The 16,599-nt window shown below is 48.1% G+C and carries 21 protein-coding genes; 7 read left to right on the top strand and 14 right to left on the bottom strand.

Annotated features, from left to right (window positions below; genetic code table 11):
- Positions 1–42 precede the first annotated feature (42 nt).
- Positions 43–336, top strand: coding sequence for a hypothetical protein (locus LNL84_RS17260; protein WP_244358952.1), 294 nt, complete (start codon positions 43–45; stop codon positions 334–336).
- Positions 337–557: 221 nt separating this feature from the next.
- On the opposite strand, the gene LNL84_RS17255 is transcribed toward LNL84_RS17260, so the two are convergent.
- Genes LNL84_RS17255 through flgB form a run of 12 tightly spaced genes read right to left on the bottom strand, consistent with a single transcriptional unit; the run spans position 558 to position 10,558 of the window.
- Positions 558–1,598, bottom strand: coding sequence for a flagellin (locus tag LNL84_RS17255; protein ID WP_244358951.1), 1,041 nt, complete (start codon positions 1,596–1,598; stop codon positions 558–560).
- A 15-nt stretch (positions 1,599–1,613) separates the two neighbouring features.
- Positions 1,614–2,513: a flagellar hook-associated protein FlgL gene (gene flgL / locus LNL84_RS17250; RefSeq protein WP_244358950.1), complete on the bottom strand. Its 900-nt coding sequence runs from the start codon at positions 2,511–2,513 to the stop codon at positions 1,614–1,616.
- An 8-nt stretch (positions 2,514–2,521) separates the two neighbouring features.
- Positions 2,522–3,895 carry a flagellar hook-associated protein FlgK gene (flgK, locus tag LNL84_RS17245; RefSeq protein ID WP_244358949.1) on the bottom strand — a complete coding sequence of 458 codons (1,374 nt, stop codon included), beginning with the start codon at positions 3,893–3,895 and terminating at the stop codon, positions 2,522–2,524.
- On the bottom strand, positions 3,892–4,440 hold the full coding sequence (locus tag LNL84_RS17240) for a rod-binding protein (RefSeq protein ID WP_244358948.1): 549 nt from the start codon (positions 4,438–4,440) through the stop codon (positions 3,892–3,894). Before LNL84_RS17240 ends, flgK begins: the two co-directional genes overlap by 4 nt.
- Positions 4,441–4,448: 8 nt before the next feature.
- On the bottom strand, positions 4,449–5,570 hold the full coding sequence (locus LNL84_RS17235; protein ID WP_244358947.1) for a flagellar basal body P-ring protein FlgI: 1,122 nt from the start codon (positions 5,568–5,570) through the stop codon (positions 4,449–4,451).
- Positions 5,570–6,244 (bottom strand): flagellar basal body L-ring protein FlgH, encoded by a 675-nt coding sequence (flgH, locus tag LNL84_RS17230; RefSeq protein WP_244358946.1) that lies wholly within the window; start codon positions 6,242–6,244, stop codon positions 5,570–5,572. Before flgH ends, LNL84_RS17235 begins: the two co-directional genes overlap by 1 nt.
- Before the next feature lie 27 nt (positions 6,245–6,271).
- Positions 6,272–7,057: a flagellar basal-body rod protein FlgG gene (gene flgG, locus LNL84_RS17225; protein ID WP_244358945.1), complete on the bottom strand. Its 786-nt coding sequence runs from the start codon at positions 7,055–7,057 to the stop codon at positions 6,272–6,274.
- Positions 7,058–7,093: 36 nt separating this feature from the next.
- Positions 7,094–7,825 (bottom strand): flagellar basal-body rod protein FlgF, encoded by a 732-nt coding sequence (flgF, locus tag LNL84_RS17220; RefSeq protein WP_244358944.1) that lies wholly within the window; start codon positions 7,823–7,825, stop codon positions 7,094–7,096.
- A gap of 11 nt (positions 7,826–7,836) precedes the next feature.
- Complete coding sequence (gene flgE / locus LNL84_RS17215; RefSeq protein ID WP_244358943.1) at positions 7,837–9,036, bottom strand: flagellar hook protein FlgE; 1,200 nt, start codon at positions 9,034–9,036, stop codon at positions 7,837–7,839.
- 45 nt (positions 9,037–9,081) lie between these two features.
- Complete coding sequence (flgD, locus tag LNL84_RS17210; protein ID WP_244358941.1) at positions 9,082–9,759, bottom strand: flagellar hook assembly protein FlgD; 678 nt, start codon at positions 9,757–9,759, stop codon at positions 9,082–9,084.
- The gene (flgC, locus tag LNL84_RS17205; protein WP_244358939.1) at positions 9,759–10,193 is read right to left on the bottom strand and encodes a flagellar basal body rod protein FlgC; all 435 of its coding nucleotides are present in this window, start codon (positions 10,191–10,193) and stop codon (positions 9,759–9,761) included. Before flgC ends, flgD begins: the two co-directional genes overlap by 1 nt.
- A gap of 2 nt (positions 10,194–10,195) precedes the next feature.
- Positions 10,196–10,558, bottom strand: a complete 363-nt coding sequence (gene flgB, locus LNL84_RS17200; protein WP_244358937.1) for a flagellar basal body rod protein FlgB — start codon at positions 10,556–10,558, stop codon at positions 10,196–10,198.
- A 145-nt stretch (positions 10,559–10,703) separates the two neighbouring features.
- Here flgB and flgA point away from each other — a divergent pair, with 145 nt between their 5' ends.
- The 6 genes from flgA (at position 10,704) to LNL84_RS17170 (ending at position 14,741) form a co-directional block, all read left to right on the top strand.
- Positions 10,704–11,438, top strand: coding sequence for a flagellar basal body P-ring formation chaperone FlgA (flgA, locus tag LNL84_RS17195; protein ID WP_244358935.1), 735 nt, complete (start codon positions 10,704–10,706; stop codon positions 11,436–11,438).
- Between the two features lie 337 nt (positions 11,439–11,775).
- Positions 11,776–12,057: a flagellar biosynthesis anti-sigma factor FlgM gene (gene flgM / locus LNL84_RS17190; RefSeq protein WP_244358933.1), complete on the top strand. Its 282-nt coding sequence runs from the start codon at positions 11,776–11,778 to the stop codon at positions 12,055–12,057.
- A gap of 51 nt (positions 12,058–12,108) precedes the next feature.
- The gene (locus tag LNL84_RS17185) at positions 12,109–12,546 is read left to right on the top strand and encodes a flagellar protein FlgN (protein WP_244358931.1); all 438 of its coding nucleotides are present in this window, start codon (positions 12,109–12,111) and stop codon (positions 12,544–12,546) included.
- A gap of 59 nt (positions 12,547–12,605) precedes the next feature.
- Entirely contained in the window at positions 12,606–13,265 is a 660-nt protein-coding gene (locus LNL84_RS17180) for a lytic transglycosylase domain-containing protein (RefSeq protein WP_244358930.1), read from the top strand.
- A gap of 99 nt (positions 13,266–13,364) precedes the next feature.
- Positions 13,365–14,252 carry a DMT family transporter gene (locus LNL84_RS17175; RefSeq protein ID WP_244358928.1) on the top strand — a complete coding sequence of 296 codons (888 nt, stop codon included), beginning with the start codon at positions 13,365–13,367 and terminating at the stop codon, positions 14,250–14,252.
- A gap of 78 nt (positions 14,253–14,330) precedes the next feature.
- Positions 14,331–14,741: a PPC domain-containing DNA-binding protein gene (locus tag LNL84_RS17170; RefSeq protein ID WP_244358926.1), complete on the top strand. Its 411-nt coding sequence runs from the start codon at positions 14,331–14,333 to the stop codon at positions 14,739–14,741.
- A gap of 125 nt (positions 14,742–14,866) precedes the next feature.
- Here the strand turns inward: LNL84_RS17170 and LNL84_RS17165 are convergent, their stop codons facing one another.
- Both LNL84_RS17165 and uspB read right to left on the bottom strand, forming a co-directional pair.
- The gene (locus LNL84_RS17165) at positions 14,867–16,054 is read right to left on the bottom strand and encodes a BaiN/RdsA family NAD(P)/FAD-dependent oxidoreductase (RefSeq protein WP_244358924.1); all 1,188 of its coding nucleotides are present in this window, start codon (positions 16,052–16,054) and stop codon (positions 14,867–14,869) included.
- Between the two features lie 192 nt (positions 16,055–16,246).
- The gene (uspB, locus tag LNL84_RS17160) at positions 16,247–16,570 is read right to left on the bottom strand and encodes a universal stress protein UspB (protein ID WP_244358922.1); all 324 of its coding nucleotides are present in this window, start codon (positions 16,568–16,570) and stop codon (positions 16,247–16,249) included.
- Positions 16,571–16,599: the final 29 nt, after the last annotated feature.

Genomic DNA, 16,599 nt, shown 5'->3' with positions numbered 1-16,599 from the left:
GAGCTGTTGTCTTCATTATTTGCTAACTAGGGTCAGTTTGCTATGCGCCAAACTCAACCACACATTCAACACGACAAAAAGGACAGCTTACAAAAAGCCTTTATGTGGCTGATTGTGATCGATTATGTTTTGTTGGCGATGTTCCTCTCACAGCTCACTTCGCTGTCTCTGCGAAGCGGTACCATGATCAGTTTACTGTTAGTGGTCTACAATATTTTACTTAGTTTTCTGTGCTTTCAACGCACTGGTAAACAAGATTCCCACATCATCTATCCAACCTTATCAGCCACTTTGCTGGCCTTTATCTGTTTTCTCTATTTTTTCTTTTTGATCTAATGGCCCTCTCTTAAGAACATCTTTACAAGAGAATCGTAGTTAAATGATACAAGGACGACACATAGCCGATTGATAGCATGCCTGCACCATCTGCAATGGTCACCTTATTGAGTGCAGTAGTGTTTCAGCACGGGAATACGCTATGTGAAAATGTACTTTAGCGGCGTCACTTGTGACAGTGACGCATCAGTTTGTGCTCGTAGAGTGTTTTGTTGAGGGGGTTACTTAAGCAATGCGACCACTGTGTGTCGTCTTACGTTTGCCTGGGCATTGACAGCCTGAAAGGTCGAGGTGAAGTCATTGGATAGGGATTGGATTTGCTGCAATTTCTGAGTCACTTGCTGCTCAGAAACCACGTTAGATTGTCTTTGGATTTTGTGCATTTGCTGATTAAGCTGGCTATTAAATTGCTTGGCATCTTCTAGGCTCAATTGCACCTGTTTAATGTGCTGATTAACCTTAACAATGGTCTGCTTAATGCCCTCACGCGAACCGGTATCAAACTGCAGCTCTGCAATACCATCTGGCTCAGCCTTGATACCAAACACATTCGCTTGCCCTGCGGGAAAGCGGTGCCCTTGACCTGTCACCATCACCTTTTGCTGCATTTGGTTAAATGCCGATTCTTTTGCTTCGAATAGCACAGTACCGTCAGCGGCAAGGGAAGCTCTCATCCCCATTGGAATCAGGTTTCTATCAAGCATTTTAATGGTCTTAGCACTGTCTGCATCACCGTCAAAACGCATCATGACCGATCCGCCCTGTGGAAAGTCCAAGCGCACCTGTTCAGGCTTATCACTCAAACGATGAACATTGAGTCCCGGCACAGAAAAACGCCTGACATCAGCGCTATCGAGTTTTAGGCGCAGCTCGTTATCCACGACGCGTTGCCCATCAAAACGTGCTCGTTCAAGCGTACCGACGATCTGACGCTTTGACTGGGATAAACTCTCATTTAGTCCCGTATTGGAGCTCACGTTACGCCCCATGGCTTGGGTTAAGTTTCGCTTAACCATGGTCAGCTCGCGACCGACACTCTGGAGCGCTTTACTGGCGATCTGCACTGACGTGGCGTGTTGCTGCCCCTGGGTGAGTAGAACGCCAGATAAGGAATAGGCCGACGTCATGTCAGCCTGAGGTTTAAGGTAGCGCTGGGTCAGTGAGGTGGCCGAATTAGAGGCTTGGGAAGGCGCTATCGTTGCCGCCTCTTGCCCGGTTAATCTTACACTGTGCGGCCTGACTTCAACCGTACTCACTGCCATGCTGATATCCTTTCTTTATAGTCGATCAAATAATGATAAATCATTGATTTTCATGTAACTGGCTTGTGTCGCTTGTAACGCAGCCATGTAGTTACTCAAGCGCACCGAAGCCTCACCGTAATCCAGTGCTGAGAGATCACTAGAAACTTTATCGACAAACAATTGGTTATCACCGTGAGCGCTGTCCATAAGATCCAGATTATTGTGACGCCCACCAATTGTGGTCATCGCCCCTAGCACATTAGCCAAGGTATCATCGATCGCATCTAGTGTGTCACCCACTTCCGTTTGAAAATTTGGACTCGGGTTCTTAAATTCGACAATCAGTGCGTCAATCTGGTTGAGTACATTGGCGCCGCCCCCAAGATCTAAAATATCTTGCGCAGTCAAATTTGACTCCATGGTCACGCCCTTAGCCACGGTCACTATGCGTTTGTCACTGTTGCCATCGAGTACGTAACCGCCGCCACCATTTGAAATCGACGGTGTGTCTGTTTTGGTGCCAGAGAACAGATAGTTTCCTTCTTCATCCTGGGCATTAAAAGAAGCTGCTAAAGCATCTTTTAAGCTTTCAAGCTCCGCAACCATACCTGCACGGTCCTCGTCAGTCAGGGTGCCATTTGCACCCCACAACACTAACTCCCGCATGCTCTTTAGGCCTTCATTTGCGGAATCCAAATACACTTCCTGGCTAGAGAGTGTCGTTTTTACGTTTTCGATATTGCGCTGGTATTGATTAATGGCACTGCCTTCTCGATCAAGGTTGAGCAAGCGGATAGACGCCATCGGGTCATCAGATAACTTGGTGAGGCGATCACCCGTGGCCATTTGTTGCATTACCTTACCCAAACCTGCGTTGTTACTCTGCAAGCTTTGCATCATCATTTGGCTAAATTGAGTATCACTAATTCTCATGGTCGCTCCTAGAACAACTGAATAACCGAATCAAACAGTTGATTCGCTGTACTTATGACTTTCATGTTGGCGTTGTGCGCGTTGGCAAATGTCATCAGGTTGGCAGCTTCTTCATCGCTATTAACCGCACTCAGGTTATTTCTCGCCGCAATCGCTTGTTCACTCATTGAGTTTTTCGCCTGATAATCGGCCTCTGCCTGACGAGCTTTGATGGCGGTTTCGCCCACCATAGCAGTAAAAGCATCGTTCAAAGACAACGAGCCAAAGCCGGTAATCGCGACGGGCTTGCTACTGATATCAATGAGATCTTTTAACACGTCACTGTTACCCGGCGTGCCGTCTGACGAAAACGCCAATTCAGCGGCTTTGAGATTGGTAATGTCTAAGCTCGCGGCTGGGTTTGCCGGATCGTAGGTAAACAGCGGCGCACCAGGGTTGCCATTAAGGTCGGTACCTGTTGCCAGTACTGCATTAAATTCATCAGCCAACGAGCGCGCCATGTCATCAATCGCGGTTTGATAAGGTTTGAGCACTTCTGTTTGGTAATCATTGATTGAGCCAAGTTGACCACCCACCGAATCGGCAATTGCGAACGTCTGCTTGGCAAACTCTATATGCATATCGGCCAAATATGGGTCTGTCGGATCAGGCGTGGCTTTTAGCTGGCCAAAATCCCCTCCCATGACTAGCGGCTGCCCAGAAGCCAGCGCCACTTGAATGCTGCCATCAGCTTGTTCGGTGGTTCTTACTTCCATCACTTTAGACAGTTCACCCACTAGGGCATCTCGGGTGTCCATGAGCTGGGCAGGGTTGCCACCGGTGCCTTGCATCTCGACAATCTTTTTGTTCACCTCTGCGATGTTTTCAATCAAGCTGTTGCCATGAGCCACAGCAGCCGTACGCTGATCGCTCATGTCTTTGTGCTGGTTGTACAAAGACTCGTTTAGCGTATTAAAGCGTCTTGATAATGCTTCTGACTCGTTAATAATTTGCTGACGCAGAGGGATAGATTCGGGTTTTGTGGTCGCGTCATGCAGCGAAGCAAAAAGACTATCAAGGCCAGCTGAAAGGCTAAAGCCGTCAGCCCCTAAAGTATTTTCCAGCAGGCTCATGTTGGTAGTGAATTTTTCTGCGTAAGACGACATGGTATTGGTTGACCATGTCTGTTTCACTACAAATTGATCGGTGACACGTCGAATGCTCGTCACCTCGACCCCCATGCCGGGGCTCTGCGCATTGGATACACCACCATGAACAGCGGCCGTTAGCGCCTGCTGTCTGCTGTACCCTGGTGTATTCACATTGGCGACATTCTGTGCCGTCACGTTCATCGCCACTCGATTGGCGTTTAAACCAGAAAGTGCAATATTCACCATACTCATAGTAATTCTTGCTCCGTTGTCCTAATTAAAGGTTGCGAGAATGCGGCTCCGAAAGCCGCATCCTGCAGGGGTGTATTGTTATAGGCGACCGATAGCGGTGCCGAGTTAACGCTCACTTGAGCATCGTGTGATTTGCCTTCCAAATTAGCGGTCATTGGCATAGGTTCGTTAGCCGATGAAAGTGCCTGTGCAGACTTAGGTTCAAACTGAACGTCGGCGTGAGAAGGGCTTAACTGTTTGACCAACATGTCTGCGATACCAGAATTCTGCTTCTTCGCCATTTCGATCGCCAATTGTCCATCGTACATGTCACGAAATACGCCTTGTTGCTGACTGGCAAATGGGCTGTCTTCATCGGCAAGCACATCACTGCTGCTGCGCATCTGCCTTAACACCATTTGCAAAAACATCGCTTCAAACTGCCCAGCAACCGTTTCCAAGGCACCTTCTTGTTGCGAGCTGTGCTTGATGTTCGTTAGTGCGGCATTATCGTGATAGAGCACGCTGTTGACCTTAGCTTGGTCGTTCATTCCATCAATCGTCATACCGCCTCCTATATCACTACAAGTTCAGCATTGAGAGCGCCAGCTTCGTGCAATGCTTGTAAGATCGACATTAAGTCTGTTGGTGTCGCACCTAAACTGTTTACTGCATTCACTATGGTATTGAGTTCAGTACCCGGAGGCCAAATCACCATCTGAGCCTGCTCTTCACTAATGCCAACTTTAGATTGTTCGACCACCACCGTATCGCCATCGGCAAAAGCATTGGGTTGACTCACACGCTGCGATTCAGAGATAGTGACGGTCAAGTTGCCGTGACTCACTGCTGCCTCACTCACTTTTACGTTTTGACCAACCACCACTGTGCCAGTACGAGAATTGAATACGATACGGGCTGGTTTACGACCTTCCACCACGCTCATTTCTTCTAGCATCGACATCATAGTGACGCGCTGCTGAGAGTCTTTCGGTGCGCGCATATCAATGCGACCTTTACTGATTGCGACCGCCACTTCCGGGCCAAACATCGCATTGATCTCACGAGTAATATTTTTCGCTGTGGTAAAACTTGGTTTGCGCAAGTTTAGGGTAATGTTGTCACGCGAGTTAAAGTCAGACGGGATTTCACGCTCTAACGTTGCACCGTTGGGGATCCGTCCCGACGTTGGGGTGTTTATCGCAACTTTCGAACCACTGCGTCCCTCTGCAGAGACACCACCAATCACCAGGTTACCTTGAGCCACAGCATAGACTTCACCATCGACACCGCGCAGAGGGGTCAATAGTAACGTACCGCCTCGCAAGCTTTTTGCATCACCAATCGATGACACCACAATATCCAGTGTCTGACCTGGACCTGCCATTGGATCCACGGTTGCGGTCACACTCACTGAGGCGACATTACGCAATTTTGGATTAGAAGCATCATCGATTTGCACCCCAAATTGGCGCAACATATTAATGATGGATTGCGCGGTAAATTTGACTTGATTTCGATCGCCTTGACCGTCTAAACCAACCACCAGACCGTAGCCGACCAATTGGTTGCTCCGAATGCCCTGCACATCGACCAGATCCATGATCGGAATTTCCACTTCCGCCCGAGCCGTCGCAGCAAACCCTAACGACACAACAAGCAAAATAGTGGTTAAAAATGTTGTCTGTTTTTTCATTAGAACGGCATCCATGGGCTAGTGAAGAACTGAGTTAACCAACCCGCTGAGTTACTGTCTGCTAAGGCACCACGCCCTGAGTAGGTAATGCGCGCATCACCAATGCGATGAGAAAAGACCTGATTGTAGCGATCCACATCATCGATGCGCACAATTCCTGTCACACGAATAAATTCGTCACCCTGGTTGAGGCGGATCCACTTTTCACCACTGATGCGCAGCACGCCACTAGGGAGTACTTCGTGTACCGTGACGGTAATTGCACCTTCAAGCTTGTTACCTTGCGAGCTTGCCGAGCCACCATCAAAGGAGCGATTACCTTCAATGCCAACCTTGGTGCCATCGATGGTGGTACCACCAATGGTTGCCGCGCCAAAATCGACATTCGAAGACTTACCAAAGCGGGTATCGGCTTTTTTGCTTGATTGGGTTTCTTCTGCCAGCAAAACGGTCAAGACATCACCAACGCGATAGGCGCGGCGGTCTTGAAATAGGGTCATGGTGTACTGGTGACGATAGAGGCTTCCATCTTTTGCCTGTGGTAAGGCATAGTCTAACTTCGGCGGCGCGTAATCCTGATCATCAGGCTCTGGCGGCACAAACTCTGGGCGAGTCGCGCACCCCACTAATACCAGCAATACCGACATCGCAAATGTTCTAGAAAGCCATCTCATCGTACTATCCTTTAACCTACTACCGAACTACAGTGCTTGTGCTACAAACTTCAACATATCATCCGCGGCCGAAACCACTTTGGCGTTCATCTCGTAAGCACGTTGCGTGGTGATCATATCCACCATTTCTTCAACCACTTGTACGTTAGAACCTTCCAATGCGCCTTGTTTGATGCTGCCAGAGCCTTCTTCGCCCGGGATCAGTTCTTCCGCTTGACCACTGGCTTCAGTTTGTTTAAACAGGTTGCCGCCGACCGCTTCAAGGCCCGCTGGGTTAACAAATTTCGCTAGGGTCACTTGTCCCAGGTTTTGCGGAACGGTGCTGTCTGCCGTAGTGGCAGTAACGGTGCCGTCATAACCCACGGACAGGCTCAACGCATTTTCGGGAATTTGCACCTGAGGCTCTAGCGGCAGGCCTTGGCTATTCACCATTAAACCCTCTGAGTTGACATGAAACTGACCATTACGGGTATACATAATTTGCCCATCTGAGTTTTCGATCTGGAAGAAACCCTGTCCCATGACCGCCAGATCCAGCTCTTGCCCTGTGTTTTGCGCACTGCCCTGGGTAAACACTTTTTGCGTGCCGACCACACGAACACCACTACCCAGCTGTACCCCTGTTGGCAATTGGTTAACCTGGTCAACCTGCGCCCCTGGTTGACGTTGAATGCTGTAAAACAGATCTTCAAAAACAACGCGATCGCGCTTGAAGCCAACGGTATTCACGTTGGCTAAGTTGTTGGAAATTGCCGTCATTTTGGTGTCTTGAGCGGCCATCCCTGTTTTACTGACCCAGAGTGCTGAATGCATGTGTACTTCTCCTTGGTACGTTCAATAAGCCTATGCTTATCGAGCGCTCATTAATTTGTTGCCAGCTTGCGCCAGAGTTTCTGCGGTTTTCATCATGCGTACTTGCATTTCGAAGTTACGCGTCAGTGACATCACGTTCATTAGCTCATCAATGGCTGACACGTTACTGCCTTCAATATGCTCAGGTGCTAAGTTCACCGTCGCATCTGCAGCAAAAGGTTGCCCATCGACACTGTGCAGTAGGCTGTCACTCTCTTTCTGCAGTTGAGTGATGTCAGGCTTAACCAATTTTAGTTGCCCGACTTCCACTTCGGCGCCACCACCTGGAGGGACGACAGAAACGCGTCCACGTTCACTTATTTCCACTTTTTGAAACTCAGGTAAGGCCATCGGGCCATTGTCACCAATCACGGCAAAGCCGTTGATGCTTAATGCCCCTTGTTGATCGACCTTGATGTTACCAGCACGGGTGTATGCCTCATTCCCATCGGGTGTTTGCACCGTAATGTAACCGTCACCCATGATGGCAATATCAAGTGGACGGCCTGTTTTCACTACATCCCCAGAATCAAATCGTGTCGCCGCCGAGTTCGTAACCACCATAGTGCGGCCATCAAAACCGGAGCCTTGCAGCGGAACGCTTTGTACTCGTTCCATGTCAGCACGAAAGCCTGCGGTGTCGGCGTTCGACAAGTTGTTCGAACGAACATGTTGAGCTTTAAGAACTCGACTTGCCCCTGTGGTTGCGGTAAATAGCAAACTGTCCATGTCTTAAAACCTTAAACTGCGTTAAACAGTGCTTGTGTTAATTTGTCTGACGTCGAAATGGTTTTCGCGTTCGCCTGGTAGTTACGTTGCGCGGTCATCAGACCAACCAATTCAGAGGTTAGGTCAACGTTCGAACCTTCCAAAGCTCCTGGTGTTAAATCACCCAGTATGCCTGTGCCCGGAACACCGATAATTGGCGCACCTGAGCTGAAACTTTGTGTCCAAGCCGTTCCTGTTACATTCGCTAAGCCTTGTGGGTTGGCAAATTCGGCTAGCACCACTTGGCCTTGCAGCTGCGATTGACCATTGGTGTAAGTGGCGTAAACCATGCCGTTATCTTCAACGCGAACACCTGTCAGATCACCCGAAGTGTAACCGTTCGGGTTGTTGGTGCTTACACCAAATGACGCACCAAATTGCGTGCTGCCTGCTAGGCTAATGTCGATGCTCATGCCATTAGCGCCCGCTGCAGGGAAAGCGATGTTAAATGGCGTTGCTGGTGCGGCAAGGGTACCGTCAGGGTTAAAAGACACCGCTTGAGTTGTCGCGGGTACGGTCGGAGCACCATCAACTTCTACATTGACCTGCCACGTGTTGTCAGCCGTTTTAGTGAAGTACTGCGTCACGGTGTGCGAGTTACCCAATGAGTCGTATACCTTACTGGTATAAGATGAGTTGAAAGAGTTTGGATCGGCAGGGTCAAATGGGTTAACCGCTTGGTCAATTACCGATGAACTTGCATCAAAGTTAGCAACAAAGTCCAGATTGTCCGTGGCTTTTGCGCCCAGTGACGCGGTGCTGATTTGAATATCACCAATAGAGCCGCTCAGCAGATTATTGTTGCCATCCACCGCATAACCTTGCAGCTTCGAGCCTGTATTGCTAACCACAAAGTTGTTTTTATCAGTGCCAAATACACCTGAACGGGTGTACTGAACTTGACCTGCCGTGTCTTTCGTCACAAAGAAACCGTTGCCATTGATCGCCAAATCCATTGCTCGGCCAGTGCCCGTCACAGAACCATTCTTATCGAAGTTCTGTGAGATCGAAGCCACTTGTACACCACCAGCCTGTAAGCCGTTATACACCGATGAGAATTCAGTACGCGATCCTTTGAAGCCGTACGTGGATGCATTAGCGATGTTGTTACTGATGGTATTAAGTTGAGTATTGGTGGCATCCAGGCCACTTAATGCGATATCAAAGCTCATAATGTTCCCTAATCCTTGTTATTAATTGAGTAAGTACGGGGTGGGTTAAGCACCAAACTGACTTATTTGATAGAACGGTACGCTGCCTACGCCAGCAATGTGCACCATTGCTGCGCCACCGTTACTCGGAATTCTGACCTGCTCCACTTCACCCGCGAGCAAAATAGTGGGATCTGACTGTCCTTCTTGAACTTTGACAGACACCGTGTATTTACCTGGCTCTAGGCCAAGCTCTTCAGGGTTAAGGGAAAAATCCACATCCCCTGCTGGGTGTGCGCCAAGAGGGACTTCGGTCTTGTTACCGAACTCATCGGTGACTTCTAACGTCACCTGGCTCGATGAGTGCTCAAGCTCTATGCGGCCACCCTGGGTACCTTCACCCAATTCAAACTCATTCCCCACTGCGTATACCGTGCGACCGACTAAACCAGCCGTGGTCAGTACCTGCATGTTGTCGAGCAGCACCATGCTGTTTTGCATCAAACCCGACATGTTCTCCATGCTTTGCACTTGCGAGAACTGAGCGAGCTGACTAACGTACTCGGTACCATCTAGAGGGTTCAGTGGATCCTGGTTTTGAATTTGAGCCACCATCAGGGTGATGAATTCATTTTGCAGTGCAGTACCACTGTTCATGTCTTGCGGGTTCGCTTGTACTGCCACATCGGCTTGCGCCGCGGGTGGTGTGTCTGACGTCAGTGCGGTAAATTGAGCAATACTCATTAGCGTCCTTCTCCTAATCTCAACAAACCTTGCTGCATGCTTTTAACGTTGGCGAGCACTTCTACATTGGTTTCAAAACTGCGAGTGGCTGACATCATGTCGGCCATTTCGGTCACAACATCGATATCAGGGTAAAACACATACCCTTCTTCATTGGCGAGCGGGTTATTTGGTTCAAAGCGCTTATCGGCTTGCCCCTGCTGCTGCACCACATCAACGATGCGCACTTCGGCGTTCGGGTACACATTTTCACCCGCGGCCAATTGTGTCTGGCTGTATACCGTTGCAAACACCGGCTTAAGCGCCTTGTAAGCATCATTTGGGTTGGCTGCCACTGCATCGGCGTTGGCTAAGTTACTTGCCACCGTGTTAAGTCTGACGGTCTGCGCGGTCATCGCAGAGCCAGCAATGGAGTAAATATCAGAAAATGCCATGATTAACGTCCTTCTATCGCTTTTGCCAGCCCGCTAAACTTCATGTTGAGAAAGGTCAGGCTAGTTTGAAAATCCATGTTGTTTTGAGTGAACTTGGCTTGCTCTACGCCAAGCTCAACCGTATTGCCGTCTTTACTGTTTTGATAAGGAATTGAATATTTAGCGGATACATCCAACTTTGGCACTGGCGTGTTCACACCGTTTGGCTTCATCTGGCTCATCACCGTGTTGAAGCTCAAATCTTTAGCAAGGTATCCAGGCGTATCAACATTTGCTAGATTACTGGCCAGGACCTTGGTGCGTTCAACACGAAAATTTAAAGCATCTGGATGGACGCCAAGTGCATTGTTAAAGTTGATTGCCATGCTGCTTTCCTTAAGTCGGCATAAGTTACCAAAGGTATCTTCAAGATACGTGCCATAAAATTAACATTTAAAATTCAACAACTTAAAAAACAAAGGGAAGTTGAACTTCCGTTTATCGGAAGCGTTAAAACCACAAGGGGAAGTGATGAGTTCCGACATAAAACGACTGGTGATCTTGCTCGCAGGCTGGGTCTTTGGAATGTCGTTCAGTCTCGCCAATACGGCGACTATGAACCAAGATCTCATTGAGCAGGCGGTGACTGCGCAGTTAAATGAAGAGCTGTCGATATTGGCCAGCCAGCGCCATTGGCAGCAATATCAGGCTCAATTTACGCTATGGGTACCCAGTTCGGTCAAGCATCTGCCTTTATGCCACTCTGATTTAGTTATCGAAGGGCGAAATCATCAGACCATTCCTGTTGGTAATCTTAAACGCATGGTGCGTTGCGATGATGGCAGTCATGATTGGCGATTGAACGTCACGGTTAAGTCAGTGCTTTCGCTGCCTGTCGTGGTGGCGCAGTCAACATTAAATCGTGATGAGGAAATCTCAGCAAAAGAGCTCAAACTCGAAACCCGTACCTTATCTCGCGCAACAGACTTCTTAACTTCTGTTGCAGATGCCGCAGGGCAAAGACCAACACGTCGCATACGCTCAGGACAAGTGTTGGACGGTGCGCTTTTAATTGCGCCCCCTCTGGTTCAAAAAGGCAATGAAGTGATCATTATCGCCTCTAAAGATGGCTTTAATGCGTCCACGAAAGGCATCGCTCTGGAGCGTGGAAGTCGAGGCGACCAAATCGATGTTCAAAACTTACGCTCAAAAAAAGTCATTCGCGCCGTGGTCAGCGGATTAAACCAGGTGCACACACAGTTTTAAAACTTAGATTTTTCCATTTATTATATGTAAGCAAGTTCATTTCTAATGGCGGATTTGAGTTCAATTACTTGACTCAAGGTATCAAAATTGAAGATGTCACCTCGCCACTCGAAAATGTTTTTAGTACAAACTAAACCATGCAACTTGTGTTTCAGTTGCCAGATACGACGATGATAGAAGATGATGGCAACACCCAATCCCTTTGCTTTGGTCAGTTCACCAACGTAGATTTGATGGTGGTTCCATAATTTTCACAAAAAAGTGGACAAAATGTTTAATCTATTTTGTCCACTTGTCGCCCTATACTGGTAACGACACAAATACAGGACAGTGAGCAATGAAAATCGACAAAGTTGCGGGTGGCCACGTTCCACAAACCAAACTTGATCAAGCGAGCCGAAAGCCAAGCGCAAGCGTGAGCAGCAAGCCAGTATCCGAGCCCGCATTAAATGCAAACACTGCGGCATTGGATAAAGCGCAAGCTGATATGGCAAAGCTACCTGATGTCGACATGGCGAAAGTCGAGCAAGTTCGTAATGCTTTGGTTAAGGGTGAATTGGGCTTAGACGTAAAATCTTTGTCTCAAGCCGTCATGCGCTTTCACACAGGTCATGAATAAGCCGAAGCGTCGCTTGCTCCAATATATCTATAGTTTCAAGGAGTACGATGAATGGCCGAGACAAAGACACAGCTAGTGCAACGTTTTATTTTCTCGATTAACGAGGACATTAAGCACTACAAGCAGCTACTTCATCTACTCCAAGATCAGAGTGTTTTGTACCTCAAGTTTGATGGCGAAGCACTCAGTGAAAACATCCACCAACAACTGCCTATTCTTAAGCAGCTAGGGCGCAGTGCAGCCGAGCGTTCTCGTTGCCTACAGCAACTGCACTTACCAAGCTCTGAGCAAGGGGTTGAAAAGCTGATCCGCGCACTACCGGACAAGCACAAAACACCGCTAAAGATGCAGTGGAAATCTCTAGAAACTCTGATCAAACATTGCCAAAAATACAATAACCAGAATGGCCAGAGCTCTGCGGCATTCCACGAGTTATTAGGGCAGCTGACCCAAGAACCTCAACATGCCTATGGTGAAAACCAGTTCTAATCATTCGATCGCGATCTGTGCTGGTAAATCCTGCTAACCATCTGATCTTGATAACAATCATGAGCGTGACTCTTGGTTGTCGGTTTGCTGCCGCATCAGCCTTGCCCGATGCTCTCATTCAATCGCACATCGATGTGTTGAGTCCTTATCAACGTCAAATTGAGCAAAAGCTGCAACAATTTGACCCCTTGGTGCAAGAGATCTTCAAACAATTAGACAGATACGATTTGCCCGACAATCTGGTATTGGTGCCAATGCTGGAGTCTTCCTACAACCCACAAGCCATTTCTCCAGCCAAGGCGGCGGGGTTATGGCAACTGATGCCTGCCACGGCCAAGCGCTTTGGCTTGAAAGTCTCTTACCAACGAGATGAGCGATTTGAAATAGCCCCCAGCACTGACGCTGCCATCCAGTACTTGGCGTTTTTGTATCGCAAGTTTAAAGGGGATTTAACCTTAACACTGGCGGCATACAACGCAGGGGAAGGACGAGTACAGCGCACTCTCAGAGCCTCTCCGAACACCCCTTTCCACCAGCTGCCTTTACCTAGAGAAACCCAGCATTATGTGCGCCGTTTTTACGCGCTTGATTCGCTCATCAATGTCTCATCTTTGCGCCATGATAACTTTCAACCGATACTATTATTTGCAGGCCAACAACAGTGGCAAAAAAAGCCTCTGATCGATCTCTCACCGTTGCCTGCACTCATTTCTCTCTGACGATTTATTCCTGCACCATTGGGTAAAGTTTTTCGTTTGTTGATTCACATTCACTGGTAAGATGCTCACATTCTGAACCACCACACTATGAATTCAATAATGCATAATGAACGTAATGCACTGCTGTTTGGCTTGGCTGCCGTCCTGCTTTGGTCAACGGTCGCCACGGCTTTTAAACTGACGTTGGCGGAATTTACTCCAGCTCAGATGGTAGCCGCAGCATCACTTGCATCCACTTTGGCTTTGATCGCGGTTTGCGCTTATCAAGGCACCCTCTCACAACTTGCTAATACCTTTACTTCCAACCCTTGGTATTACGTTGTTTTGGGCCTGATTAATCCCTTTGCCTACTATCTGATTCTCTTTAAAGCGTACGATCTTTTACCAGCGTCACAAGCTCAGCCCATTAACTATAGTTGGGCCATTACCCTAACTTTGATGGCCGCTGTTTTCTTAAAACAGAAAATTCGACCACAAGATTGGTTCGCTTGTGCCCTGGGGTATTTTGGCGTTGTGGTGATTGCCACCAAAGGCGACGTGCTGGCTCTGCAGTTTGACAGTCCGCTTGGTGTTGGCCTTGCGCTGCTTTCTACTCTACTTTGGGCAGGCTATTGGATATTGAACACCAAAAACACGGCAGATCCCGTTGTTGGTGTACTGCTCGGTTTTTTAGTCGCTCTTCCGTTTGCTTTTGGCGTGGCGTTCTATGAGGGTGCCGCGTGGTCAACGATCAGCCTGAAAGGATGGCTTGCTGTTGGCTACGTTGGCTTATTTGAAATGGGCATCACGTTTGTGTTGTGGTTGAGTGCTCTCAAACTGACACAAAATACCGCTCGCATCAGTAACCTGATATTTGCCTCACCCTTTATCTCTTTGATGTTGTTGGCCTATGTCATTGGTGAGGAAATCCATCCATCGACCTTGGCTGGTTTGGTTCTCATTGTGATTGGTTTGATTGTCCAGCAGATAAAGCGACGCAAAGCTTAATGTTTCTTGAGTCGGTTTGAGGCTCTTTCATGCCGCCTCACATTAAAATCAACGCCATGACAGGAGGACGCCACGAGCATGAATGATATTATCGCGATTCGCTTAACCAGGGGGCAGGATTTGAAGTCCGAGATTCAAGCGCTCGTGACGCAACACCGGATCCAGGCAGGGAGCATCGCTTCGTGCGTGGGTTGTTTGCAAACTCTCAATATTCGACTCGCAGGCGCGACAAGCACACTGTCGTTGCAGCAGCCCTTTGAAATCGTCTCAATCATGGGCACGCTCACGCCACAACACCAGCATATCCACATTTCTGTGGCCGACTCTCGTGGTCAGGTATTTGGTGGGCACCTTCTTGAGGGCAACATCATCGACACCACCGCAGAACTCATTATTCACCAATATGAACAACTCAGCTTTAGCAGAGAGCACGATCCCATGACTGGCTATAGTGAATGGGTAATTGATAATCCTTCACAGCATCTTTAATTACACGGCTAAATGACATTCTGATGTTTACAGATAAGCTGCCAAGCGCTCTGGAAATGGATAATGTAATCACCATTAAAAACGCCGAGCGATTTTTCTCGGCGTTTTCTTATCTATTACAGCGACTACACATGCTGACCGGCGACAAAGCCCGATGACCAGCACCATTGGAAGTTGTATCCGCCTAGCCAACCAGTCACATCCATGACTTCACCGATAAAGTACAACCCTTCTACCGATTTACATTGCATGGTTTTCGACGATAAGTGGTTGGTATTAACGCCTCCTAAGGTCACTTCCGCAGTGCGGTAGCCCTCTGTACCATTGGGTGCAATACTCCAGTTTTCCAAGGACTCGCGAATTTGCGTGAGCTCTTTCGGATTGTATTGCTTAAGCGGCTTATCTGCGAACACCTTACGTTCTATCAATACCTCGACCAAACGCTTAGGCAGTACTCGCGCCAGGGTATTTTTCAGGCTCTGATTTGGATGTTTTTCCAAAGAATTCGACAGTAATTCATCAATATCGGCCTCAGGCACTAGATTGACTGATACATTTTGCCCCGGCTTCCAAAAAGACGAGATCTGCAACACCGACGGGCCTGACAAACCTCTGTGGGTAAAGAGCAAGGCTTCTTTAAAGAGTGTCCCATCGTTGGCGGTGATCTCAGCAGGGATCGCGATGCCTGACAGCTCAGCGAAGTCTTCTTTGTCTTCCTTATGCAAGGTAAATGGAACCAGCCCTGCGGTCGTGGGGATGACTTCTAAACCAAATTGCTGGGCGATCTTGTAACCAAATGGCGTCGCACCTAATTTGGGCATAGACAAACCACCTGTCGCAACCACCAACGATTTACATTCGATCACATCGGTGTCTGCGTGCAACGAAAAACCCGTTGAGGTTTTTGCGATACTATGTACATCAACTTGATAACGAAACTGCGTTTTGGGTGCTTCGCATTCCGCTAGCAGCATCTTGACGATGTCTTTGGCCGATTCAAGGCAGAACAGCTGACCATGATCGCGCTCTTCAAAATCGATAGCGTATTTGCTGACCATGGAGATGAAATCCCAGTTAGTGTACTGAGACAAAGCCGACTTAACAAAGTGAGGGTTTTGGCAGAGGAAGTTGTTGGCGGATACATCGTAGTTGGTAAAGTTGCATTTACCGCCTCCCGAAATCAAGATCTTGCGTCCAGGTTTTTTGGCGTGATCAAGCACCAGCACACTGCGTCCACGTTTGCCTGCCTCAGCAGCGCACATTAGGCCTGCAGCACCAGCACCTATAATGACAACGTCAACTTTATTACTCATAGCCACACTCATTCCCAGCTTTTCACTTGCGTTTCTCAACAAAAAAGGATGTGCCGATAAGCACATCCTTTATACAATCTGGCGCTATTGTAGCGACTCTTTCTGCTAATGCAATGTTTGAGCAACAACCCACACCTAACACCAATGTCGCGTTAGTGTCAAAACGCCAATGTAATGACTCGAAGCGGTCTGCTAAAGAAGCATCGCCGCAAGCAAGCTCACCCCAACCAAAGAACACGACAAGACAAACAGCTCTCTTACTCTATCGCATTTCTGGATAAAAACAGGATCATGATGGTGGTGATATTCTTTGCTTTTCAGATAATGAAACAGGCGCACTTGTTTTGCCATATTACCATGAGTGGTAAAGAAACCTCTGCCATCCACTTGTTGATAAAGTAATGGATGCGCTTCTCGCATGATAAAAATGAGAGAGCGTAGTGCCGTCAGATACCGAGCCATATTGACCGAAGTGATTAACATCAATACTAATAAAATAGTGTCTCCACTGATCATCTTTTCCTCCCTACATCTTCCGAGATGCC

The sequence above is a fragment of the Vibrio gelatinilyticus genome, assembly GCF_022836845.1.
Lineage (GTDB): Bacteria > Pseudomonadota > Gammaproteobacteria > Enterobacterales > Vibrionaceae > Vibrio > Vibrio gelatinilyticus.
The sequence above is the reverse complement of the archived record's forward strand: the minus strand, read 5'-3'. Positions and strand labels throughout refer to the sequence as shown.